This window comes from Sulfurivirga caldicuralii, from assembly GCF_900141795.1.
Taxonomy (GTDB): domain Bacteria; phylum Pseudomonadota; class Gammaproteobacteria; order Thiomicrospirales; family Thiomicrospiraceae; genus Sulfurivirga; species Sulfurivirga caldicuralii.
The window spans coordinates 222,045-244,792 of record NZ_FSRE01000001.1; the positions used below are offsets into that span (position 1 = coordinate 222,045).

Below are 22,748 nucleotides of genomic sequence, written 5' to 3' on the forward strand. Positions count from 1 at the left end.
GTGAGGAAATCCGACATGCGTTTCAAAAGCAGGGAATATCCGGGGTACGACAAGGACCCCATGCACGGCATGAGTCACGAGGCCAAGCTGATTCGTGACGCCTGGGCTTTTAGGCTGCTTTCCGAAGACGAAAAGTGCGAAGGCTGGCGCAGCGACCAGTTCGAGCAGCTGTGGAGTCAGGTGGATGCCATCTGGGAGAAGGCGGACTTTCGCATCGCCAATCTGCCGCCCGAGGTGCAGGACAAATACATGAAGCTGCAGATGGAGGCACTGCGCAAGGCCAAAGCGGCAGGCTGGGATCCAGACGGCATGCTGGAGCTGGACGACTGACCCCGCGAAGGTGGTCTGATTGCGGGCGCCGCAGCTATCCGTCGCGCCATGCTCCCTTCACTGATCATTGCGCTCTTTTTTCCGAATACGCCCTGCGCCGTCTGCGTGCATACGGCGGGCCGAAGCAGTGCTATATTATCTTTTCTGCAAAAAACCCAGGGCGCGCACCCCGTTTCCCTTCATTCGAAAAGAGGTCATTCATGTGTTTTGCGATCCTCCTGCTTTTGCTGCTGGCGCTCGCCTGGTTGCTCAGTGATTCCCTGCACGGTGTTGGACTGGCAGAGCTGAATAACGGCAGTCCGATGGTGGTGGCCACCGGCTGGGATGTGGTGTTGCATTTCTGGATGCTGCCGGCGATGGGCTTTTTTGCGGCGTTGCTGCTGGTGTTTTTGTATATGAAATTTTTCAGTAGGGGCGCATCATGTTGCGACGGACAGTAGCCGCAAGGGCTGTCTTCAACCCGTCTGCTATTATGCACACACACCTTTCGATGACCCCTTTGGTGCAGTGAAAATGGAAGCCTAGTCCGATTCGCCGGTTATCATCTGCCGGGCTGTGGGCAAGACCTATGGCAGCGGTCACAGCGCGGTGCACGCCTTGCGGGGCATTGATCTTGAAATCCACAAGGGCGAGGTGGTCATGATCGTCGGCCCGTCCGGCTGTGGCAAGACGACGCTGCTCTTCGTCATCGGCGGGCTGTTGTCACCTACAGCGGGCCAGATTACGGTCTTCGGACAGGATGTGGCTGCCATGGATGAGGGCGCACTGCAGACCTACCGCCAGCACACGGTCGGGTTCGTCTTTCAGGGCTTCAATCTGGTGCCGACGCTCACGGTGCTTAAGAATGTGATCGTGCCGCTGCTGGCCGGTCGCGGCGTGGGCCCGGCCATAGACCGCGGGCGCATGCTGCTGACCGAGGCGGAGCTGTCGGGCCGTGATGAAAGTTTTCCCGCTCAGCTCAGTGGTGGGGAAAAACATCGGGTCGCCATCGCGCGGGGCATGGCCAACGATCCGCCGCTGCTGTTGTGTGACGAGCCGACCGCGCGCTGGATGGTGCGACCGGGCACGCCGCCATGGTCTGGCTGAACACACTGGCGCAGGCACAGGGCAAGACGCTGGTGGTGGTCAGTCACGATGAGCGCATCTTCTCTTTTGCCGACCGGCTGGTGCACATGGAAGATGGACAGATCGTAAAAGTGGAGCGGGCAAAATGAAACGGACGATCGGGATGGGGCTGGCGTTCACGGCGTTTCTCATCACCTTTGCCCTCAGCTATCTGGCCGGCTTTATTTCCCGGGGCTATGCGCTGATTTCAGAAAATCCCGGGTGGCGGTCTGGGTCATGGATCCCGCCGTGCATAGCCCAGATAATGTGGTGGGCATGCCGGGCGCGGCGCTGGCGCTGGTGCAGGGCGTCAGCGGTGTGGCCGGTGCCGCGCCCCTGCTCCTTGATTCGACCACCGTGCGCTTTCCGACGGACGTTTCCTCGAGTTTCAGCTCATAGGCGTTGACGATCAGACGCTGACGGGCGCGCCATCCCTGCACGGGCGGGCGCCCTGGGGCTGTTGGCGCCCAATACCGTCCTGGTTGATCCCGGCGACACCCAGGGCAAGCTGCATGTGCCCTGTCTGGCGCAGGACGCGTGGCCCAGCAGTGGCCCGCATCTTCATGAGCCGCAATGTCCCATGCGCGCCGGCGTCTATCTGCGTATCCAGAATCACATGGCGCATGTGATCGGCGTCAGTCACACGCTGCCGCGTTATCCGCCGCGTCCGCTGCTCTATCTGCGTCTGAGCCTGATGAATCGCATTCTGCCCGATGCGCCGCCGCTGACCTTCGTGCTGGTACGTCCGCAGCCTGGCGTTTCGCCGGCCAAACTGGCACAACGCATCGAACGGGGAACCGGCTTCAAGGCGTTGACACGTGAAAAGTTCATCGTGTCATCCCTGTGGTGGGTTTTCGCTAATTCCGAGGATGTGGGCGACATGACTGCGATGCTCATGCTGGCACTGCTGGTGGGTTCGGGCGTGAGCGGCATTCTGCTGGGTCTTTTCGTACTGGAGCATCTGCACTACTACGCGTTGTTCAAGGCCCTGGGGGCGGGAGACCGTGCGCTGCGGAGCATGGTGCTGATCGCGTTGCTGGCCACCTGGCTGAGCCTGCGTCCGGTCTGGAAGTTAGTGCCGGCGGATGTGCTGCGCACTTTTTGACAGCGCTTCCGCCAAAAAAACGACGCGGAAAAATTCAGGAGTCCCTCCCCTTCGTGCTTTATACGCTGGGTGGCGCAAAGCGCCGGCGGGGATCCTGGCGGTAAAACAGCTTCAGCTGCTCATAGACGGCGGAGTAGGCGCGATACAGCGTCCAGGGGGCGGCAAAGAAATATTCCGTGGCGACGGCAAAGAACTCGCCGGCATTCGTGGCGGCATAGGCGTTGATGCGCGGGTGGCAGTGGGGGCGGCCTATACAGGCCTGCAGATCGTCAAACGCCGTCTTAAATGCGTCATACCACGCCTTGCCATCCATGTCCGCGTGCAGCGGCGGGTAGCCGTTGGCGGCGTCGTCCACCTGCAGGTCGATCTTGTGCGCCAGTTCGTGGATGATGACCTGATGGGCATGGTGTCCCGGTTTGTGGGGTCTGGCGCTCTGCCAGTCGATAATCACTGGCCACTGCAGGCTGGTGACGCCAGCAAGCGTTACATTGCGCTGCTCGGTGAGGGGGCCGACTGCAGGACCATGCACAGGCGCTGTCCAGGGGGTAGGCCGGACTATCAGTGTGTGCCAGTTGTCGTACCAGTCCAGATCGTCAGGCAGGTTGAGAATCGGCAGGCAGGCTTCCGTGGCGATGTAGGCGCGCATGAAGGGGTTCAGTTCAATGCCGGCGCCCAGCAGCTGTTTCTCCGCCAGCAGGCGACTGGCCAGCTCGCGCAAGCGCACCCGGCTGGATGCTTCAACGGTGCGAATCAGCGGCGTCGCTTCCACCTGTTTCCAGATGGGGTAGATAATGATGCCTTCCCGCAGTTCGCGCAGGGAGTGCCAGCGGTGCAGGCGGCGGGATAGGGCGCTGAACAGGTTCACGGGCGCACAACCTGTTTGACAGCCGTAATCATGGCACCTGTCAGCGTTGCAAGTTCATCATCTTCGATGTTAAAGGCCGGCATGGTGTAGAACAGCCTGCCAAACGGCCGCAGCCAGGCCCCCTCACGCACCGCCATGTCCTGCAGGCGGGGTGCCAGATCATCTCGCTCCAGTTCAATCACGCCAATGGCCCCCAGCACGCGCACATCAGCCACACCGGGATGATCACTCAGTGGCATCAGCTGTTCTTGCAGGTGCGCTTCGATATGCTGAATGCGATCCTGCCATGCTGATTTCAGCAACAGCTCGATGCTGGCGTTGGCGGCTGCACAGGCAGTAGGGTTGGCCATAAAGGTGGGGCCGTGCATGAGCGCGCGTGGCGGGTTGTTGCACAGGGTATAGGCCACTTCTTCGGTGGTGAGCGTCGCCGCCAAGGTCATCATGCCGCCGGTGAGCGCCTTGCCCACGGTCATGATGTCGGGACTGATACCCGCCCATTCGCAGGCGAACAGCTTGCCAGTGCGCCCGAAACCGGTGGCGATCTCGTCAAAGATGAGCAGCACGTTATAGTCGTCAGCGATGGCGCGCAGCTGGCGCACATAGGCGGGGCGATAAAAGCGCATGCCGCCGGCCCCCTGCACAATGGGTTCAAGAATAATGGCGGCGATTTCGTCATGATGGTGGTCTAGAAATGCTGCAAGGGCGGCAATGTCGTCGGCTGGCTCGTCCAGCTTCAGATCAAACCCCATGTGCGGTGCCGGTGCGAAATAGTGTTTGGGTAGGACACCGGCAAACAAGCTGTGCATGCCATTGTCCGGGTCGGTGACGCTCATGGCGCCGAAGGTGTCGCCGTGATAGCCGTTGCGGACCGTCAGGAATATATGTTTCTGGGGTTTGCGCCGCGCCATCCAGTACTGCAGAGCAATCTTCAGTGCCACTTCCACGGCAACCGAACCCGAATCGGCGAAAAACACCTTTTTCAGCGGGACGGGGCTGAGCGTGACCAGCTTCTCGGCCAGATCCACAGCCGGTTCATGGGTTAGCCCGCCAAACATGATGTGTGGCATGGTCTTCAACTGGCGTGCTACGGCCAGTACCAGTTCCGGGTGGTTGTAGCCGTGGATGGCCGCCCACCACGAGCTCATGCCGTCCACCAGGCGACGCCCGTCTTCAAGAATGATGTGGCGCCCCTCGGTGGCGGCGACAGGCAAGGGCGCATTGGGCGGGGGAATGCAGCTGTAGGGGTGCCAGATGTGCTCGCGATCGTATGCCAGATTGATCATAGATGCCTCCTTGCAAAGCTGATCATCATTATGGCGGAAAACCATACGGGAAAAATGTGCAACGGTGCTTGACATTGCCCTTTGGGTCGATACAATACGCTCAAAATTTCGGAGGGTTTCCCGAGCGGTCAAAGGGGGCAGACTGTAAATCTGCTGGCTCAGCCTTCGGTGGTTCGAATCCACCACCCTCCACCATATTCCGCGGGCGTCGTATAGTGGCTATTACCTCGGCCTTCCAAGCCGATGACGTGGGTTCGATTCCCATCGCCCGCTCCATTAAAAACAGGTTTTGCTCCCGTAGCTCAGTCGGTAGAGCGCATCCATGGTAAGGATGAGGTCACCAGTTCGATCCTGGTCGGGAGCTCCAGTTTGTTTCAAGCCGGCCTTTGTGCCGGTTATTCAAGTTTATAAACGGGGTTTTCTGACATGGCTAAGGAAAAGTTTGAGCGTACGAAACCACACGTAAACGTGGGCACCATTGGTCACGTTGACCACGGCAAGACCACTCTGACAGCGGCGCTGACCATTGTTCAGGGCAAGAAATTCGGTGGCGAGGCCAAGGCCTACGACCAGATCGACAACGCACCTGAAGAGCGTGCGCGTGGTATCACCATCTCCACTGCCCACGTGGAATACGAATCAGAAAACCGCCACTACGCACACGTAGACTGCCCCGGCCACGCCGACTATGTTAAGAACATGATCACCGGTGCAGCCCAGATGGACGGCGCCATCCTGGTTGTATCTGCCGCTGACGGCCCCATGCCTCAGACGCGCGAGCACATCCTGCTGTCCCGTCAGGTAGGCGTACCCTACATCGTCGTATACCTGAACAAGGCCGACATGGTTGACGACGAAGAGCTGCTCGAACTGGTCGAAATGGAAGTGCGTGAACTGCTCAACGAATACGACTTCCCCGGCGACGACGTACCCGTTATCACTGGTTCTGCCCTGAAAGCCATTGAAGGCGACACCTCCGAAATCGGCGAGCCTTCCATCGAGCGCCTGGTTAAAGCCATGGACGAATACATTCCCACCCCTGAGCGTGACACTGACAAGCCGTTCCTCATGCCTATCGAGGACGTCTTCTCCATCCAGGGTCGTGGTACTGTTGTAACCGGCCGTATCGAAACCGGTGTTGTAAAAGTGGGTGACGAAGTGGAAATCGTAGGTATTCGTCCGACCCAGAAAACCACCGTTACCGGTGTGGAAATGTTCCGCAAGCTGCTGGACGAAGGTGTAGCCGGCGACAACGTTGGTGTACTGCTGCGTGGTACCAAACGTGAAGAAGTTGAGCGTGGTCAGGTCCTGGCCCAGCCCGGCACCATCAACCCGCACACCAAGTTCGAAGCCGAAGTCTACGTACTGACCAAGGAAGAAGGTGGCCGTCACACCCCATTCTTCAACGGCTATCGTCCTCAGTTCTACTTCCGCACCACCGACGTAACCGGTGCCTGTCAGCTGCCTGAAGGTGTTGAAATGGTTATGCCGGGTGACAACGTACAAATGTCTGTAGAGCTGATCGCTCCGATCGCCATGGACGAAGGTCTGCGCTTTGCGATCCGCGAAGGTGGTCGCACCGTTGGTGCAGGCGTGGTGTCCAAGGTTATCGAGTGATTGCTACTTGAAAAAATGCAAGGGGGCTGGTATAGTCCCCTTTTTTCGTTTAGGGGTATAGCTCCAATTGGTAGAGCAGCGGATTCCAAATCCGCAGGTTGTAGGTTCGAATCCTACTGCCCCTGCCAGAATTCCTGACGACTTGCCTGTGATATCTGTCACGGCAAGTCGTTTTTATTGAAGGCGGCTATGAGTAAACGTTCAGCACATACCGAGGCGGAAGTTCAGCAGCGTTCGGCCGGGGATCGCATCAAGCTGATCGCAGGCGGCTTGATCGCTGTTTTGGCGGTTGTCGCCTACTATACGCAAGAGCAGCTACCGCTGCTCGAGCGCGTTGCCATTGTACTGGTGGGGCTGAGTGTCGGTGGATACCTGGTCTATCTGACCGAGACTGGGCAGCGTGCCAAGCGTTTTCTGTCAGAAATGCGCAAGGAACTGCGCCTCGTTGTCTGGCCCACCCGTAAGGAGACCTTGCAGACGACGCTGATGATTATTGCGGTTGTAATTGTCATGGGCTTTTTCCTGTGGCTGGTTGACATGTTCTTCCTGTGGGCGGTTGAGCTGCTGACAGGCCGTGGAGGCTGAAATGGCGAAAAGATGGTATGTCGTTCATGCCTATTCAGGTTATGAGAAGAAGGTTGCCGAGAAGCTGAAGGAGTATGCGGAGCGCGAAGGGCTCGCAGACCACTTTGGCCGCATTCTGGTGCCGTCCGAGGAAGTGATCGAGGTCAAGGATGGCAAAAAGCGCAAGTCCGAACGCAAGTTTTTCCCGGGCTATGTGCTGGTTGAAATGGACATGAGTGAGGACACTTGGCACCTGGTCAAACGTGTCCCGCAGGTGATGGGTTTTATCGGCGGAACATCCGATCGCCCTGCGCCGATAACTCAGAAGGAAGTGGATCGCATTCTCCAGCGCATGGCAGAAGTGGTGGATAAGCCGCGTCCGAAGGTCGTCTTTCAGCCTGGCGAAATGGTGCGTGTCATCGATGGTCCCTTTACCGATTTCGAAGCTGTTGTCGAAGATGTGGATTACGACAAGAGTAAGCTGCAGGTGTCCGTACTGATATTTGGACGTTCGACGCCTGTGGAGCTGGATTTCTCCCAAGTGGAGAAAGTGTAGGGCGCAAGCCCACTGGGGAGCCGAGGCACATGGCCAAGGCGATATTAACCCGTTAGGAGTTTATGAAAATGGCGAAGAAAGTCGAAGCCTATATCAAATTGCAGGTCCCGGCCGGGAATGCAAACCCGTCACCGCCGGTTGGTCCCGCTTTGGGTCAGCACGGCGTGAATATCATGGAGTTCTGTAAGGCGTTTAACGCGCAGACACAGAATCTAGAAAAGGGTCTGCCGATCCCGGTTGTTATCACCGTTTACAGCGACCGTTCCTTCACCTTCGTTACCAAGACGCCTCCGGCGTCCGTTCTGTTGAAGAAGGCTGCGGGCGTACAGAAGGGCAGCTCCGTGCCCAATCTGGATAAGGTGGGCAAGGTGACGCGTGCCCAGGTGCGTGAAATTGCAGAAACCAAAATGCCTGACCTGAACGCAAACGACATTGATGCAGCGATGCGCATCATTGAAGGTTCTGCGCGCAGCATGGGCATCGAAGTGGTGGAGGACTAAACCATGGCAAAGCTGACTAAGAAGCAAAGGCTGATCAAGGAAAAGCTGGATACCACCAAGGTTTACTCCGCCGAAGAAGCGCTGAATCTGGTGAAGGAATTTGCGACCGCGAAATTCGACGAGTCCGTTGACGCGGCGATTCGTCTGGGCGTTGATCCACGCAAATCCGATCAGGTCGTCCGGGGAGCAACCGTTCTGCCTCACGGTACCGGCAAGAACATCAAGGTTGCTGTATTCACCGGTGATGCCCAAGCTGAAGCTGCCAAGGCAGCGGGTGCCGACTACGTGGGCATGGAAGATCTTGCTGAAGAGATCAAGAAGGGCATGATGGACTTTGACGTCGTCATCGCAAGTCCGGATGCCATGCGCATCGTTGGTCAATTGGGCCAGATTCTGGGTCCGCGTGGCCTGATGCCCAACCCCAAGACCGGTACGGTAACCCCGAACGTGGCGGAAGCAGTTAAGAATGCCAAGGCCGGGCAGGTGCGCTACCGCGTTGACAAGGCGGGTATCGTGCATGCGCCCATCGGGAAGGCATCCTTCCCGGTCGAGCACCTGAAGGAAAACCTGGAAGCGCTGGTTTCCGACCTGATCAAGGCGAAGCCTGCGGCAGCCAAGGGTACATATATCAAGAAGGTTGCTGTCAGCAGCACCATGGGTCCCGGCCTGACCGTGGATCCGACAAGTTTGGACGTCTGATCATTCAGGCGTTGGGGGTTAACCCCACGGCCTTAGGCCGGCAATGCGATTGGGATTTCTCCAGCTATTGGTGAAGGCCCATCGCAGACCATAGGTGTACCGGAAGGCCGGTACTTAAATTCAATCGAGGCCTATGTAGATGGACGGAGGCTTTTGTCTCCCATTGGAGGTTATATGGCACTGAAACTCGAAGATAAGAAGCGCATCGTCGAAGAAGTGCATGCTCTCGCGAGCGATGCCTATTCTGTCGTTGCTGCAGAGTATCGCGGGTTGACAGTGGAGCAGATGACCAACCTCCGTCGCCAGGCACGTGAGAGCAAGGTGGTGATCCGCGTGATCAAGAACACCCTTGCACGTCGTGCGCTGGAAGGAACGCAGTTTGAAGATATCGGTTCCGAACTGGTAGGCCCGCTGGTCTACGCGTTTTCCATGGAAGACCCCGGTTCGGCAGCGCGCATCATCAAGGCGTTCCGCAAAGAGGTTAAGGCACTCGAACCGAAGGTTCTGTCCATCGGTTCTGGTGCCATGTCCGGCGATCAGCTGGATGCGGTTGCTTCACTGCCGACTTACGACGAAGCCATCAGTAAGCTGATGTACGTCATGAAGGCGCCGGTCGAGAAGCTGGCACGGACCCTCAACGAGGTCCCGGGCAAGCTGGTGCGCACCGTCGCGGCAATCAAAGACGCAAAAGAAGCGGCTTAATTTTTAAAGTTCACACAATAGTTAGGAGAAATCATCATGGCAGATCTGACCAAAGACGATATTCTGGAAGCCATTGCCAACATGTCCGTAATGGAAGTTGTTGAGCTGGTTGAAGCAATGGAAGAAAAATTCGGCGTTTCCGCTGCGGCTGCAGCGGTTGCTGTTGCTGCACCGGGTGCAGCAGGCGGCGAAGCCGGTGGCGCTGAAGAGAAGACCGAGTTTGACGTGGTGCTGAAGGCGCCGGGCGGCAACAAGGTTGCAGCCATCAAGGCGGTTCGCGCCATCACTGGTCTGGGCCTGAAGGAAGCGAAGGAAGCGGTTGAATCTGCTCCGACCGTTCTGAAGGAAGGCGTTTCCAAGGAAGAAGCCGAAGAAATCAAGAAGCAGCTTGAAGAAGCTGGTGCTGAAGCAGAAATCAAGTAATCTGCTTGAAAACGCTGCTTAAGCAGCGCGAAAGGCTGGTGACCTGTGTCGCCGGCCTTTTCGCGCTTCAATCACTGCATAAACCTTGGCGTCTGCTGGGCGCCAAGGCTTATGCAGTTTATGGCGAGTCTAATCGCCAACACAATGGGGAGGTGTGACACGCCCCACACGCGTGCACATTGTTCACTCATCCAGTAAGTCCTCGAGGTAAAAATGGCCTACTCTCTGACAGAAAAGAAACGTATTCGCAAGAACTTTGCCAAGCGCCCATCCGTACTGGATGTGCCTTACCTGCTGTCCCTGCAGAAGGACTCCTATGCTGAATTCCTGCAGAAGGATGTGCCACCCGAGCAACGCAAGGATGTGGGTCTGCATGCCGCGTTCAAGTCCATTTTCCCCATCAAGGGTGTCGCAGGCACGGCCGACCTGGAATACGTGAGCTATGACTTCGGTGAGCCCGAGTTCGATGTGCGCGAATGCAAGCTGCGCGGCGTGACCTATGATGCGCCACTGCGCGTCCTGATGCGTGTTGTTATCTACGACAAGGATTCCGGTCCTGTAGGCAAGCGCAAGGTCAAGGATATCAAGGAACAGACCGTTTACCTTGGTGATGTGCCTCTGATGACCGATACTGGCACCTTCGTTATCAACGGTACAGAGCGTGTCATTGTCACGCAGTTGCACCGTTCACCGGGCGTCATTTTTGATAGTGACAAGGGTAAGTCCCACAGCTCAGGCAAGGTGCTGTTCAATGCGCGCATCATCCCATACCGTGGATCGTGGCTCGACTTCGAGTTCGATCATAACGACATTCTTTATGCCCGTATCGACCGCCGCCGCAAGCTGCCGGTAACCGTGTTGTTGCGCGCAATGGGCTATACCAACGAAGAGATGCTCGCCATGTTCTTCGACATGAGCGAGATCAAGGTCGAGAAGGGTCAGTTCAAGCTCAAGGTTAACCCGGACCACCTGAAGGGGCAGACAGCCCCCTTCGACATCGTTGTTGATGGCAAAACCATTGTCGCCGCAGGTCGCAAGATTACCAGCCGTACCATTAAGCAGCTGAAGGATGCAGGTGTCGAGTGGCTGGATGTACCGGATGAGTATGTACTGGGCAAGGTGTTGGCGCAGGATCTGGTGGATGCGGAGACTGGAGAGCTTGTGGCGCGCGCCAACCAGGTAATGACGCCTGAGGTGCTGGAGGTGCTGAAAGCCAAGGATGGCTTTACCCTCAAGGTCCTCTATGTGGACGAGCTCGAGGCCGGCGACTATATCTCCAAGACGTTGGAGCAGGACACCACCACCACCCAGCTGGAAGCCCAGGTTGAAATCTACCGCATGATGCGCCCGGGCGAGCCACCGACCAAGGAAACCGCGGAGCAGCTATTCTACGATCTGTTCTTTTCGGAAGAGCGCTATGACCTGTCTGCGGTTGGTCGCATGAAGCTGAACCGCCGTCTCGGTCGTGATACCGATGAGGGTCCGCGCGTCCTGACCAATGAAGACATCATTGATGTGGTCAAGGAGCTGATCAATATCCGCAATGGCAAGAGCACCACGGATGACATCGATACCCTTGGCAATCGTCGTATTCGCGCCGTGGGTGAAATGGCGGAGAATGCCTTCCGCGTAGGCCTGGTGCGTGTTGAACGTGCCGTCAAGGAACGCCTCAATAACGCCGAAAGCGACGGTCTCATGCCGCAGGATCTGGTCAACGCCAAGCCGGTTGCTGCAGCAGTCAAGGAATTCTTTGGTTCCAGCCAGCTGTCCCAGTTCATGGATCAGGTCAACCCTCTGTCGGAGATTACCCACAAGCGTCGCGTTTCTGCATTGGGTCCGGGTGGCTTGACCCGTGAGCGCGCAGGCTTTGAGGTGCGCGACGTGCATCCCACCCACTATGGCCGCGTTTGTCCGATCGAAACCCCGGAAGGTCCGAATATCGGTCTGATCAATACGCTGGCGGTGTATGCGCGCACCAATGAATACGGCTTCCTGGAAACCCCGTGCCGCAAGGTGGTGGATGGTAAGGTTACCGACGAGGTGCACTACATTTCCGCGATCGACGAAGCCCAGTATGTGATCGCTCAGGCGAACGTCGAGCTGGACGAGGAAGGCCGCATCAAGGAAGACTTGGTGTCTGCACGACACCGGAACGAGTTCACACTGGCGTCCGCCAAGGATGTGGACTACATGGATATTGCGCCGCAGCAGATCGTGTCTGTGGCGGCGTCCCTGATTCCGTTCCTGGAGCATGATGACGCCAACCGCGCCCTGATGGGGTCCAACATGCAGCGTCAGGCCGTGCCGACCGTGCGCGCTGACAAGCCACTGGTGGGTACCGGCATGGAACGCAAGGTGGCGATCGACTCTGGTGTGACCGTGGTTGCCAAACGTGGTGGCGTGGTGCTACAGGCGGATGCGGAGCGCATCGTGGTACGTGTCAATGAAGATGAAATCCACGAAGGCGAGACCGGTGTGGACATTTACAACCTGGTCAAGTACCAGCGCTCCAACCAGAACACCTGCATGAACCAGCGCCCGATTGTGAAGGCCGGGGATGCAGTGGCCGCCGGTGATGTGCTCGCTGATGGCCCGTCCACCGACCTGGGCGAACTGGCGCTGGGTCAGAACATGCGCGTCGCATTTGTGCCATGGAATGGCTACAACTTTGAGGATTCCATCCTCATTTCCGAGCGCGTCGTACAGGAAGATCGCTACACGACCATTCATATTGAGGAACTGACCTGTCTGGCCCGTGATACCAAACTGGGTCCAGAGGAAATCACTGCGGATATTCCCAATGTGGGTGAGCATGCCCTGTCCAAGCTGGACGAATCAGGCATTATCTATGTGGGTGCTCAGGTGAAGCAGGGTGACATTCTCGTGGGCAAGGTAACACCCAAGGGCGAGCAGCAGCTGACACCTGAAGAGAAACTGCTGCGGGCCATCTTCGGCGAGAAAGCGTCCGACGTGAAGGACACCTCCCTGCGAGTGCCGAAAGGCGTGGAAGGCACGGTCATTGATGTACAGGTGTTCAGCCGCGAAGGCGTGAAACTGGATGCACGCGCCAAGGCGATCCGAGAAGAGCAGCTGGCTGAAATCCGCAAGGATATTCAGGTGCAATATCAGGTACTCGTAGATGACGTTTATGACCGTATCGAAAAGCTGGTACTCAACAAGCAGCTGAGTAATGGCAAGAAGGTCACCAAGAAGCTGCTCAGTGAAACACCGCGCGAGAAATGGTTCGAGCTGGATCTGGTCAATGAGGATTTGGTTCGTCAGCTGGAAAGCCTCCAGCAGCAGCTGAAGGACAAGCGTGAAGAGCTGGATGCCTACTATGAAGAGAAGCGCAAAAAGCTGAGTCAGGGGGACGAATTGCCACCGGGTGTTTCCAAGATGGTTAAGGTTTATGTGGCCATGAAGCGCCGCATCCAGCCAGGCGACAAGATGGCGGGTCGACATGGTAACAAGGGGGTGATCTCACGTATCGCCCCGGTAGAAGACATGCCGTTTGATGAGAACGGTCGCCCAGTCGACATCTGTCTGAACCCGCTTGGCGTACCCTCGCGCATGAACGTGGGGCAGATTCTGGAAACGCATCTGGGACTGGCTGCCAAGGGCTTGGGTGAAAAGATTAATGTCATGCTGGAGCAGCAGCGTGCCATTGTCGAGCTGCGCGAGTTCCTGAAGGAAATTTACAACAACACCGAAGGACAGCCGGCAGACATCGATGCGCTGTCCGATGAAGAGGTCATGGAGCTGGCCAAGAATCTGAAAGATGGCGTCCCCATGGCCTCGCCGGTATTCGATGGTGCGTCGGAAGCGCAGATCAAGAAGTTGCTGAAGCTGGCGGATCTGCCGGAAAGCGGTCAAATGACCCTGTACGACGGCCGCACCGGTCAGAAATTCGACCGCCCTGTGACGGTTGGTTACATGTACATGCTGAAGCTGAACCACCTGGTGGACGACAAGATGCATGCCCGTTCCACCGGCCCGTACAGCCTGGTCACCCAGCAGCCGCTGGGCGGCAAGGCGCAGTTCGGTGGTCAGCGCTTCGGTGAAATGGAAGTGTGGGCGCTGGAAGCCTATGGCGCCGCCTTCACGTTGCAGGAGATGCTGACCGTGAAGTCGGATGACCTCAACGGCCGCACGCGCATGTACAAGAATATCGTGGATGGCAACCAGTTCATGGAACCCGGTATGCCTGAATCCTTCAGCGTATTGCGTAAAGAAATCCGCGCGCTGGGCATTGATATCGAACTGGAGCAAGACAAATGAAAGAATTGATCGGATTCCTGAAAAGCCAGAAAAATACCACCGATTTCGATGCGATTCGGGTCAGCCTTGCCTCACCGGAGAAGATTCGCTCTTGGTCCTATGGTGAGGTGAAAAAGCCGGAGACCATCAACTACCGTACCTTCAAGCCCGAGCGTGACGGTCTGTTCTGTGCCAAGATCTTCGGCCCGATCCGTGATTACGAGTGCCTGTGCGGCAAGTACAAGCGCCTGAAGCATCGCGGCGTCATCTGTGAGAAGTGTGGCGTTGAAGTGACCCAGGCCAAGGTGCGTCGTGAGCGCATGGGGCATATCGAACTGGCGGCGCCGGTCGCCCATATCTGGTTCCTGAAGTCGCTCCCGTCTCGTATCGGCCTGATGCTGGACATGACGCTCAAGCAGATCGAAGCGGTCCTTTACTTCGAAGCTTTCATGGTGGTGGATCCAGGTCTGACCCCATTCGAACCCTGGCAGCTGCTGACGGAAGAAGAATATCTGGACGCGCTGGAAGAGTACGGTGATGAGTTTGAAGCCCTGATGGGTGCGGAAGCGATCAAGCGCCGCCTGGAAGCGATCGACCTGCACAAGGAGGCCGAACAGCTGAGGCAGGAGATGGCAGAGACCAACTCCAAGACCAAGCGCAGCAAGATCGCCAAGCGCCTGAAGCTGATCGAGGCCTTTATTCAATCCGGTAACCGTCCGGAGTGGATGGTTCTGGAAGTGTTGCCCGTATTGCCGCCCGATCTGCGCCCGCTGGTGCCGCTGGACGGTGGACGCTTTGCCACGTCCGATCTGAACGACCTGTATCGTCGCGTGATTAACCGCAACAACCGTCTCAAGCGACTGCTGGAGCTGATGGCGCCGGATATTATCGTGCGCAACGAAAAGCGCATGCTCCAGGAAGCGGTGGATTCCCTGCTGGATAATGGTCGCCGTGGTCGTGCCGTCACCGGCACCAACAAACGCCAGCTGAAGTCCCTGGCAGACATGATCAAGGGCAAGCAGGGTCGCTTCCGTCAGAACCTGCTCGGTAAGCGAGTCGACTACTCCGGTCGTTCCGTTATCGTGGTCGGTCCTACACTGAAACTGCACCAGTGTGGTCTGCCGAAGCAGATGGCCCTGGAGCTGTTCAAGCCGTTTATCTACAGCAAGCTGCTGAAGCGCGGTCTGGCTGGCACCATCAAGGCGGCCAAGAAGATGGTCGAGCAGGAAGTACCGGAAGTGTGGGATGCGCTGGACAGCGTGATTCGCGAGCATCCGGTGCTGCTCAACCGTGCGCCTACACTGCATCGTCTGGGCATTCAGGCATTCGAGCCCGTATTGATCGAAGGCAAGGCCATTCAGCTGCACCCGCTCGTCTGTACGGCCTTTAACGCCGACTTCGACGGTGACCAGATGGCCGTGCATGTGCCGCTTTCTCTGGAAGCGCAGCTGGAAGCCCGCACGCTGATGATGTCCACCAACAACCTGCTGTCTCCAGCAAACGGTGATCCCATCATCGTGCCGTCGCAGGACGTGGTGCTGGGGCTCTATTACATGAGTCGCGAGCGCATCAATGCGCCCGGTGAAGGCAAGGCGTTCAGCAGCTGGCAAGAAGTGCAGCGTGCCGTGGATGCCGGTGTGGTGACCCTGCATACCCGTATCAAGTTCCGTGTCAACGAAGTGATCAAGCACGAAGACGGCACGACTGAAGAGGTGTCACGCATCGTTGACACCACGGCTGGCCGTGCACTGTTGAAGCGCATTCTGCCTGAAGGGCTCAGCTTTGACCTGGTCAATACCAACCTGACCAAAAAGAATGTGTCCAAGCTGCTGAATGCGTGCTACCGCATCCTGGGTCCCAAGGAAACCGTAGTCTTCGCTGACCAGCTGATGTACACCGGTTTCCGTCAGTCCACGCTGGCGGGTATGTCCTTCGCCGTGGACGACATGGTGATCCCGGCCGCCAAGGCGGAAATCATCCGCAAGGCGGAAGAACAGGTCAAGGAGATCCAGCGTCAGTATGAACAGGGTCTGGTGACCGAAGGCGAGCGCTATAACAAGGTGATCGATATCTGGTCCCATGCCAACGAGCTGGTAACCAAGGCCATGATGGATGAAATTCAGTGGGAGACCGTCAAGGACAAGGATGGCAATGAGGTCAAGCAGCTCTCCTTCAACTCCATTTTCATGATGGCTGACTCCGGTGCCCGCGGTAGTGTGGCGCAGATGCGTCAGCTGGGCGGAATGCGTGGTCTGATGGCCAAGCCGGACGGCTCCATTATCGAAACGCCCATTACGGCCAACTTCCGTGAGGGCCTGAGCGTCCTGCAGTACTTTATCTCCACTCACGGTGCCCGCAAGGGTCTGGCTGATACGGCACTGAAGACGGCCAACTCCGGTTACCTGACCCGCCGTCTGGTGGACGTTTCGCAGGATGTGGTCGTTACTGAAGAGGATTGTGGCACCACGGAGAGCATTACCCTGCATGCGCTGATCGAAGGCGGTGATGTGGTCGAGGCGCTGAAGGACCGTGTGCTGGGTCGTGTGGCGGCCGAGTCGGTCAAGCTGGCAGACGGCACCGTGCTGATTGAAAAGGATCAGCTGATCGACGAAAAACTGGCCGATCTGATCGATACCCATGGTATTGATAGCATCAAGGTGCGCTCGCCCATTACGTGTGAAGCCAAGGTGGGTGTGTGCCGCAAGTGTTATGGTCGTGATCTCGCACGCGGTCATCTGGTCAACTTGGGTGAAGCAGTCGGCGTCATGGCCGCCCAGTCCATTGGTGAGCCGGGTACCCAGCTCACCATGCGTACTTTCCACATCGGTGGTACGGCATCCAAGGTGGCTGCCCAGAGCCATGTGGAAGTGAAGCGCAGTGGTATGGCCAAGTTCCAGGGCATGAAGACCGTTATCAACTCCCAAGGCAAGGAGGTTGTCACTTCCCGCTCGGGCGAGATCGTCATTGCCGATGAAGCAGGCCGCGACAAGGAACGCTACAAGGTGCCTTATGGTGCCATCCTTGAGGTCAAGGAGGGCGAGCTGGTTGAGTCTGGTAAGGTGCTGGCGCAATGGGATCCGCACACCCATCCGATCATTACTGAAGTGTCCGGTAAGGTTGCCTTTGGCAACTTTGAAGGGGCTGTTGAGGAACACATTGACGAGCTGACCGGTCTGACGACCCGCGTGGTCAAGCCGATCAAGGATCGCATGAACAAGGACGTGCGTCCCTATATCCAGATTCTGGACGAAAACGGCAAGGAGGTGTACTTCCCGGGCACGCAGTCACCGGCGATCTATTTCCTGCCCGAGAACGCCACCATCGTGGTGCAGGAAGGGCAGACCGTTGGCGAGGGTGACGTGCTGGCACGTATCCCGCAAGAAACCTCCAAGACACGCGACATTACCGGTGGTCTGCCGCGTGTGGCGGACCTGTTCGAGGCGCGTCAGCCCAAGGAACCGGCGGTTATGGCGGAAATTTCCGGCGTAGTCAGCTTCGGCAAGGAGACCAAGGGCAAGAACCGCATCGTGATTACCACGGACGAGGGTGAATCGGTCGAGATTCTTGTGCCCAAGTGGCGCACCATCAGCGTGTTCGAAGGCGAGCGTGTCGAGAAGGGTGACATCCTCGTGGATGGTGCACCGAATCCGCACGATATCCTGCGCCTGCTTGGCGTCGAAGCGCTCACTCAGTACATCGTCAACGAAGTGCAGGACGTTTACCGCCTGCAGGGCGTGAAGATCAATGACAAGCACATCGAAACGGTAGTTCGTCAGATGCTGCGCAAGGTGGAAATCACCGCACCTGGCGATTCAGACCTTATCCCGGGTGATCTGGTTGAGTACCACAAGGTGATGGAAATCAACCGCAAGCTGGAGGCGGAAGGCAAGGTGCCGGCATCCTATCAGCGCATGCTGCTGGGTATTACCAAGGCGGCACTGGCCACAGAGTCCTTCATTTCGGCTGCGTCCTTCCAGGAAACCACCCGTGTGCTTACCGAGGCTGCTGTCAGCGGCAAGCGGGACGAGCTGGTTGGCCTGAAGGAAAACGTCATCGTCGGCCGTCTGATTCCTGCCGGGACAGGCTTTACTTACCACAAGCTTCGTCGCGAGGCGGCACAGCGGGCCGAGGAGGAAATCAAGGCCTTCATGCAGCGCCAGTTTGCCGAAGCCGAGGACGAAGCGGTGGACGCGCTCACTGAAGATGAGGTCGTCACTGAAGCGGCGACCACGGAAGGCGAGGACAGTTGAGTAACCTAAAAACAAAGGTTTAGCTTGACAGGGTAGGGGCGGCTCCCTAAAATTGCCGGTCTTAACAGGTGCAGGTGCCCCTGTGTCGCCAGACGCATGCACCTGAGTATCCTCCCCGCTATGGGGCTAACAATGGAGAAGTGTTGAATGGCAACAATCAACCAGCTTGTGCGTAAACCTCGCAAGCAGAAGAAAGCAAAATCCAAGGTGCCCGCGCTGAAGGCCTGCCCTCAGCGTCGTGGCGTGTGTACCCGTGTATACACAACCACTCCCAAAAAGCCGAACTCGGCACTGCGTAAGGTTGCGCGTGTGCGCCTGACCAGTGGTTACGAAGTCACCAGTTATATCGGTGGTGAAGGTCACAACCTGCAGGAGCACAGCGTGATCCTGATTCGTGGTGGTCGTGTAAAAGACTTGCCAGGTGTGCGTTATCACACCATTCGTGGCGCCCTTGACTGTGCTGGCGTTGAGAAGCGTAGACAGGGCCGTTCGAAGTACGGTGCCAAGCGTCCCAAGGGTTAATCCCTGACCATACGCTGGCAATTAAGATTTAACTTAACCGGAAGAATATAGAATGGCACGTAGAAGAGAAATCCCCAAACGTCAGATTTTGCCCGATCCCAAATTCGGGGACGTCACACTGGCAAAGTTTGTAAACATCGTAATGAAAGATGGCAAGAAGTCCATCGCTGAAAAAATTGTGTATGGTGCACTGGAGACTGTTGCCGAGCGCAAGAAGCTCGGCGACCACGTCGCGATCCTGAAGCAGGCGCTGGAAAACGTTGGCCCCATGGTGGAAGTTAAATCCCGTCGTGTTGGTGGTGCCACTTATCAGGTGCCCGTGGAAGTGCGCCCGGATCGTCGTATGGCGCTGGCGATGCGCTGGATCGTCGATGCGGCTCGCAAGCGTGGTGAAAAAGGCATGATGCTGCGTTTGGCCGGCGAGATCGGTGATGCCCTTGAAAACCGCGGCGCCGCTGTGAAGAAGAAAGAAGACACGCACCGTATGGCAGAAGCCAACAAGGCTTTCTCTCATTTCCGCTGGTGATCCGCGTGCAAGCGCAAGCAGCTTGATTCTAGGTGGTGCCCCGCATGGGGCATTTCCTGTATATGAAAACTTAATAGTAAGAAGGTTAGTCTCGTGGCTAGAACAACTCCAATCGAACGCTATCGTAACGTGGGTATCATGGCCCACATCGATGCCGGCAAAACTACTACTACAGAACGTATTCTGTTCTATACCGGTGTGTCTCACAAGATCGGTGAGGTGCATGACGGTGCGGCCACCATGGACTGGATGGAGCAGGAGCAGGAGCGTGGTATTACCATCACATCTGCGGCGACCACCTGTTTCTGGTCTGGCATGGGTCAGCAGTTTCCCCAGCACCGCATTAATATCATCGATACCCCGGGGCACGTAGACTTCACCATCGAAGTAGAGCGTTCCCTGCGCGTTCTAGATGGTGCCTGTGCCGTGTTCTGTGCTGTAGGTGGTGTAGAGCCCCAGTCTGAAACCGTATGGCGTCAGGCCAACAAGTACGGCGTACCGCGTATCGCGTTCGTCAATAAGATGGACCGCGCCGGTGCCAACTTCCTTCGTGTGGTTGACCAGGTGAAAACCCGTCTGGGCGCCAACCCTGTACCGGTGCAGTTGCCGATTGGTGCTGAAGAGAACTTTGAGGGTGTTGTCGACCTCGTCAAGATGAAGGCCATCCTGTGGGATGAGGCCAGCATGGGCACCAAGTTCGAATACGGTGACATTCCGGCCGACATGCAGGACCTGTGCGAAGAATATCACGAGCAACTGGTTGAAGCTGCGGCAGAAGCCAATGAAGACTTGATGAACAAATACCTTGAAGGCGGTGAGCTGACCGAGGAAGAGATCAAGAAAGGTCTGCGCGAGCGCTGCATCAATAACGAAATCGTCCCCATGTTCTGTGGCTCTGCGTTCAAGAACAAGGGCGTGCAGGCATTGCTGGATGGCTTTATCGAATACCTGCCTTCTCCTGTGGATATTCCTCCGGTGGAAGGGATCAACCCGGATACTGAAGAGAAGGAAGTGCGTCACGCTGATGACAATGAGCCCTTCTCTGCGCTGGCGTTCAAGATTATGACGGACCCATTTGTAGGCACACTGACTTTCATGCGTGTTTATTCCGGTGTGGTCAATTCCGGTGATACCGTGTGGAACTCCGTCAAGAACAAGCGTGAGCGCATTGGCCGCCTGTTGCAGATGCACGCCAACCACCGCGATGAAATCAAGGAGGTTCGCGCCGGCGACATCGCATGTGGTGTAGGCCTGAAGGATGTCACTACGGGGGATACATTGTGTGACCCCGATCACAAGATCGTACTGGAGCGCATGGAATTCCCCGAGCCTGTTATCTCTGTCGCGGTGGAGCCAAAGACCAAGGCCGACCAGGAGAAAATGGGTATCGCGCTGCAGAAGCTTGCGCAGGAAGACCCATCCTTCCGTGTACGTACTGATGAAGAAACCGGGCAGACCATCATCTCCGGCATGGGCGAACTGCACCTGGACATCATCGTCGATCGCATGAGGCGGGAATTCAAGGTGGAAGCCAATGTGGGTGCGCCGCAGGTGTCCTACCGCGAAGCCATTCGTCAGCCTGCGGATGCCGAGGGTAAGTTCGTGCGCCAGTCCGGTGGTCGTGGTCAGTATGGTCACGTCAAGGTCAAGTTCGAGCCGCTGCCTGAAGGCTCTGGTTTCGAGTTCGAGAACGCCATCGTAGGTGGTGTGGTACCGAAGGACTACATCCCGGCTGTGGAAAAGGGTATTCGCGATCAGCTGGAAGCAGGTGTTCTGGCTGGCTACCCGGTTGTCGACGTGAAAGCGACGCTCTACGACGGTTCCTACCACGAGGTTGACTCTAATGAAACCGCCTTCCGTGTAGCGGCAGGCATGGCCGTTAAGGATGGCGTAACCAAGGGTAATCCTGTCATTCTCGAGCCCATCATGGCCGTAGAGGTTGTGACGCCTGAAGAGTACATGGGCGACGTGATCGGCGACCTTAACCGTCGTCGCGGCATGGTGCAGAGCATGGAAGATGCCCCGGTTGGCAAGTTGGTTAAAGCTGAAGTTCCATTGTCCGAAATGTTCGGTTATGCAACCCAGCTGCGTTCCCTGACACAGGGTCGCGCCAGCTACACCATGCAGTTCGAGAAGTATGCTGAGGCACCCTCGAACGTCCAGCAGGAAATTATCGAGAAGTCCAAGAAGGGCGCTTGATCCGATTTTGGTAAACAGCTATTGAGAGGTAATGAAAAATGGCTAAGGAAAAATTTGAACGCACGAAACCACACGTAAACGTGGGCACCATTGGTCACGTTGACCACGGCAAGACCACTCTGACAGCGGCGCTGACCATTGTTCAGGGCAAGAAATTCGGTGGCGAGGCCAAGGCCTACGACCAGATCGACAACGCACCTGAAGAGCGTGCGCGTGGTATCACAATCTCCACAGCCCACGTGGAATACGAATCAGAAAACCGCCACTACGCACACGTAGACTGCCCCGGCCACGCCGACTATGTTAAGAACATGATCACCGGTGCAGCCCAGATGGACGGCGCCATCCTGGTTGTATCTGCCGCTGACGGCCCCATGCCTCAGACGCGCGAGCACATCCTGCTGTCCCGTCAGGTAGGCGTACCCTACATCGTCGTATACCTGAACAAGGCCGACATGGTTGACGACGAAGAGCTGCTCGAACTGGTCGAAATGGAAGTGCGTGAACTGCTCAACGAATACGACTTCCCCGGCGACGACGTACCCGTTATCACTGGTTCTGCCCTGAAAGCCATTGAAGGCGACACCTCCGAAATCGGCGAGCCTTCCATCGAGCGCCTGGTTAAAGCCATGGACGAATACATTCCCACCCCTGAGCGTGACACTGACAAGCCGTTCCTCATGCCTATCGAGGACGTCTTCTCCATCCAGGGTCGTGGTACTGTTGTAACCGGCCGTATCGAAACCGGTGTTGTAAAAGTGGGTGACGAAGTGGAAATCGTAGGTATTCGTCCGACCCAGAAAACCACCGTTACCGGTGTGGAAATGTTCCGCAAGCTGCTGGACGAAGGTGTAGCCGGCGACAACGTTGGTGTACTGCTGCGTGGTACCAAACGTGAAGAAGTTGAGCGTGGTCAGGTCCTGGCCCAGCCCGGCACCATCAACCCGCACACCAAGTTCGAAGCCGAAGTCTACGTACTGACCAAGGAAGAAGGTGGCCGTCACACCCCATTCTTCAACGGCTATCGTCCTCAGTTCTACTTCCGCACCACCGACGTAACCGGTGCCTGTCAGCTGCCTGAAGGTGTTGAAATGGTTATGCCGGGTGACAACGTACAAATGTCTGTAGAGCTGATCGCTCCGATCGCCATGGACGAAGGTCTGCGCTTTGCGATCCGCGAAGGTGGTCGCACCGTTGGTGCAGGCGTGGTGTCCAAGGTTATCGAGTGATCCTGCTCGAAAAATCA

21 protein-coding genes and 4 tRNA genes are annotated in these 22,748 nt (G+C 57.1%); 23 read left to right on the top strand and 2 right to left on the bottom strand.

Translation table 11 applies throughout. The annotated features are described in order from the left end of the window. The first annotated feature begins 15 nt into the window (after positions 1 to 15). The 6 genes from BUQ81_RS01100 to BUQ81_RS08775 all read left to right on the top strand — a co-directional run bounded on the left by BUQ81_RS01100 (position 16) and on the right by BUQ81_RS08775 (position 2,539). A complete protein-coding gene (locus tag BUQ81_RS01100) occupies positions 16 to 330 on the top strand; it encodes a hypothetical protein (RefSeq protein WP_074200559.1) in 315 nt (104 codons plus the stop codon). A 200-nt stretch (positions 331 to 530) separates the two neighbouring features. Then, positions 531 to 770, top strand: a complete 240-nt coding sequence (locus BUQ81_RS01105) for a hypothetical protein (RefSeq protein WP_074200560.1) — start codon at positions 531 to 533, stop codon at positions 768 to 770. Between the two features lie 148 nt (positions 771 to 918). After that, complete coding sequence (locus BUQ81_RS01110; protein WP_234947270.1) at positions 919 to 1,416, top strand: ABC transporter ATP-binding protein; 498 nt, start codon at positions 919 to 921, stop codon at positions 1,414 to 1,416. Continuing rightward, complete coding sequence (locus tag BUQ81_RS08765; protein WP_200770521.1) at positions 1,404 to 1,544, top strand: hypothetical protein; 141 nt, start codon at positions 1,404 to 1,406, stop codon at positions 1,542 to 1,544. Before BUQ81_RS01110 ends, BUQ81_RS08765 begins: the two co-directional genes overlap by 13 nt. Positions 1,545 to 1,683: 139 nt before the next feature. Then, positions 1,684 to 1,833, top strand: a complete 150-nt coding sequence (locus BUQ81_RS08770; protein WP_200770522.1) for a hypothetical protein — start codon at positions 1,684 to 1,686, stop codon at positions 1,831 to 1,833. A gap of 61 nt (positions 1,834 to 1,894) precedes the next feature. Next, positions 1,895 to 2,539 carry an ABC transporter permease family protein gene (locus BUQ81_RS08775; protein WP_200770523.1) on the top strand — a complete coding sequence of 215 codons (645 nt, stop codon included), beginning with the start codon at positions 1,895 to 1,897 and terminating at the stop codon, positions 2,537 to 2,539. A 58-nt stretch (positions 2,540 to 2,597) separates the two neighbouring features. Here the strand turns inward: BUQ81_RS08775 and BUQ81_RS01120 are convergent, their stop codons facing one another. Both BUQ81_RS01120 and bioA read right to left on the bottom strand, forming a co-directional pair. Further along, entirely contained in the window at positions 2,598 to 3,404 is an 807-nt protein-coding gene (locus tag BUQ81_RS01120; RefSeq protein WP_074200561.1) for a M90 family metallopeptidase, read from the bottom strand. After that, positions 3,401 to 4,687, bottom strand: coding sequence for an adenosylmethionine--8-amino-7-oxononanoate transaminase (gene bioA, locus BUQ81_RS01125; RefSeq protein ID WP_074200562.1), 1,287 nt, complete (start codon positions 4,685 to 4,687; stop codon positions 3,401 to 3,403). The genes BUQ81_RS01120 and bioA overlap by 4 nt, the downstream gene beginning before the upstream one ends. A 110-nt stretch (positions 4,688 to 4,797) precedes the next feature. Between bioA and BUQ81_RS01130 the strand changes: the two genes are divergently transcribed. The 17 genes from BUQ81_RS01130 (at position 4,798) to tuf (BUQ81_RS01210) (ending at position 22,731) form a co-directional block, all read left to right on the top strand. Then, a tRNA-Tyr gene (locus BUQ81_RS01130) sits at positions 4,798 to 4,882 on the top strand. A 6-nt stretch (positions 4,883 to 4,888) separates the two neighbouring features. Further along, positions 4,889 to 4,963 (top strand) — tRNA-Gly (locus BUQ81_RS01135). Positions 4,964 to 4,978: 15 nt separating this feature from the next. After that, positions 4,979 to 5,054 (top strand) — tRNA-Thr (locus BUQ81_RS01140). Between the two features lie 59 nt (positions 5,055 to 5,113). Then, positions 5,114 to 6,304, top strand: coding sequence for an elongation factor Tu (gene tuf, locus BUQ81_RS01145; RefSeq protein ID WP_074200563.1), 1,191 nt, complete (start codon positions 5,114 to 5,116; stop codon positions 6,302 to 6,304). 51 nt (positions 6,305 to 6,355) lie between these two features. Beyond that, a tRNA-Trp gene (locus tag BUQ81_RS01150) sits at positions 6,356 to 6,432 on the top strand. Positions 6,433 to 6,493: 61 nt separating this feature from the next. Continuing rightward, on the top strand, positions 6,494 to 6,889 hold the full coding sequence (secE, locus tag BUQ81_RS01155) for a preprotein translocase subunit SecE (protein ID WP_074200564.1): 396 nt from the start codon (positions 6,494 to 6,496) through the stop codon (positions 6,887 to 6,889). A 1-nt stretch (position 6,890) separates the two neighbouring features. Beyond that, complete coding sequence (nusG, locus tag BUQ81_RS01160) at positions 6,891 to 7,424, top strand: transcription termination/antitermination protein NusG (RefSeq protein ID WP_074200565.1); 534 nt, start codon at positions 6,891 to 6,893, stop codon at positions 7,422 to 7,424. A 68-nt stretch (positions 7,425 to 7,492) separates the two neighbouring features. After that, positions 7,493 to 7,924 (top strand): 50S ribosomal protein L11, encoded by a 432-nt coding sequence (gene rplK, locus BUQ81_RS01165; RefSeq protein WP_074200923.1) that lies wholly within the window; start codon positions 7,493 to 7,495, stop codon positions 7,922 to 7,924. 3 nt (positions 7,925 to 7,927) lie between these two features. After that, complete coding sequence (gene rplA / locus BUQ81_RS01170) at positions 7,928 to 8,623, top strand: 50S ribosomal protein L1 (protein ID WP_074200566.1); 696 nt, start codon at positions 7,928 to 7,930, stop codon at positions 8,621 to 8,623. Between the two features lie 174 nt (positions 8,624 to 8,797). After that, positions 8,798 to 9,325 (top strand): 50S ribosomal protein L10, encoded by a 528-nt coding sequence (gene rplJ, locus BUQ81_RS01175; RefSeq protein ID WP_074200567.1) that lies wholly within the window; start codon positions 8,798 to 8,800, stop codon positions 9,323 to 9,325. 36 nt (positions 9,326 to 9,361) lie between these two features. Then, a complete protein-coding gene (gene rplL / locus BUQ81_RS01180; protein WP_074200568.1) occupies positions 9,362 to 9,748 on the top strand; it encodes a 50S ribosomal protein L7/L12 in 387 nt (128 codons plus the stop codon). Positions 9,749 to 9,961: 213 nt separating this feature from the next. Next, positions 9,962 to 14,026: a DNA-directed RNA polymerase subunit beta gene (gene rpoB / locus BUQ81_RS01185; protein ID WP_074200569.1), complete on the top strand. Its 4,065-nt coding sequence runs from the start codon at positions 9,962 to 9,964 to the stop codon at positions 14,024 to 14,026. After that, positions 14,023 to 18,255, top strand: a complete 4,233-nt coding sequence (rpoC, locus tag BUQ81_RS01190) for a DNA-directed RNA polymerase subunit beta' (RefSeq protein ID WP_074200570.1) — start codon at positions 14,023 to 14,025, stop codon at positions 18,253 to 18,255. Before rpoB ends, rpoC begins: the two co-directional genes overlap by 4 nt. Before the next feature lie 147 nt (positions 18,256 to 18,402). Beyond that, positions 18,403 to 18,777 (top strand): 30S ribosomal protein S12, encoded by a 375-nt coding sequence (gene rpsL, locus BUQ81_RS01195; protein WP_074200571.1) that lies wholly within the window; start codon positions 18,403 to 18,405, stop codon positions 18,775 to 18,777. 52 nt (positions 18,778 to 18,829) lie between these two features. Then, on the top strand, positions 18,830 to 19,303 hold the full coding sequence (gene rpsG, locus BUQ81_RS01200; protein ID WP_074200572.1) for a 30S ribosomal protein S7: 474 nt from the start codon (positions 18,830 to 18,832) through the stop codon (positions 19,301 to 19,303). A 93-nt stretch (positions 19,304 to 19,396) separates the two neighbouring features. After that, complete coding sequence (gene fusA, locus BUQ81_RS01205; RefSeq protein WP_074200573.1) at positions 19,397 to 21,502, top strand: elongation factor G; 2,106 nt, start codon at positions 19,397 to 19,399, stop codon at positions 21,500 to 21,502. Positions 21,503 to 21,540: 38 nt separating this feature from the next. Next, entirely contained in the window at positions 21,541 to 22,731 is a 1,191-nt protein-coding gene (tuf, locus tag BUQ81_RS01210) for an elongation factor Tu (protein WP_074200563.1), read from the top strand. Positions 22,732 to 22,748: the final 17 nt, after the last annotated feature.

Excerpts from the sequence above, each read along its gene's own strand:
- BUQ81_RS01100 (WP_074200559.1), top strand. The coding sequence starts at position 16 with ATGCGTTTCAAAAGCAGGGAATATCCGGGGTACGACAAGGACCCCATG.
- BUQ81_RS01105 (WP_074200560.1), top strand. The coding sequence starts at position 531 with ATGTGTTTTGCGATCCTCCTGCTTTTGCTGCTGGCGCTCGCCTGGTTG.
- BUQ81_RS08765 (WP_200770521.1), top strand. The coding sequence starts at position 1,404 with ATGGTCTGGCTGAACACACTGGCGCAGGCACAGGGCAAGACGCTGGTG.
- bioA (WP_074200562.1), bottom strand. The coding sequence starts at position 4,687 with ATGATCAATCTGGCATACGATCGCGAGCACATCTGGCACCCCTACAGC.
- tuf (WP_074200563.1), top strand. The coding sequence starts at position 5,114 with ATGGCTAAGGAAAAGTTTGAGCGTACGAAACCACACGTAAACGTGGGC.
- secE (WP_074200564.1), top strand. The coding sequence starts at position 6,494 with ATGAGTAAACGTTCAGCACATACCGAGGCGGAAGTTCAGCAGCGTTCG.
- nusG (WP_074200565.1), top strand. The coding sequence starts at position 6,891 with ATGGCGAAAAGATGGTATGTCGTTCATGCCTATTCAGGTTATGAGAAG.
- rplK (WP_074200923.1), top strand. The coding sequence starts at position 7,493 with ATGGCGAAGAAAGTCGAAGCCTATATCAAATTGCAGGTCCCGGCCGGG.
- rplA (WP_074200566.1), top strand. The coding sequence starts at position 7,928 with ATGGCAAAGCTGACTAAGAAGCAAAGGCTGATCAAGGAAAAGCTGGAT.
- rplJ (WP_074200567.1), top strand. The coding sequence starts at position 8,798 with ATGGCACTGAAACTCGAAGATAAGAAGCGCATCGTCGAAGAAGTGCAT.
- rplL (WP_074200568.1), top strand. The coding sequence starts at position 9,362 with ATGGCAGATCTGACCAAAGACGATATTCTGGAAGCCATTGCCAACATG.
- rpoB (WP_074200569.1), top strand. The coding sequence starts at position 9,962 with ATGGCCTACTCTCTGACAGAAAAGAAACGTATTCGCAAGAACTTTGCC.
- rpoC (WP_074200570.1), top strand. The coding sequence starts at position 14,023 with ATGAAAGAATTGATCGGATTCCTGAAAAGCCAGAAAAATACCACCGAT.
- rpsL (WP_074200571.1), top strand. The coding sequence starts at position 18,403 with ATGGCAACAATCAACCAGCTTGTGCGTAAACCTCGCAAGCAGAAGAAA.
- rpsG (WP_074200572.1), top strand. The coding sequence starts at position 18,830 with ATGGCACGTAGAAGAGAAATCCCCAAACGTCAGATTTTGCCCGATCCC.
- tuf (WP_074200563.1), top strand. The coding sequence starts at position 21,541 with ATGGCTAAGGAAAAATTTGAACGCACGAAACCACACGTAAACGTGGGC.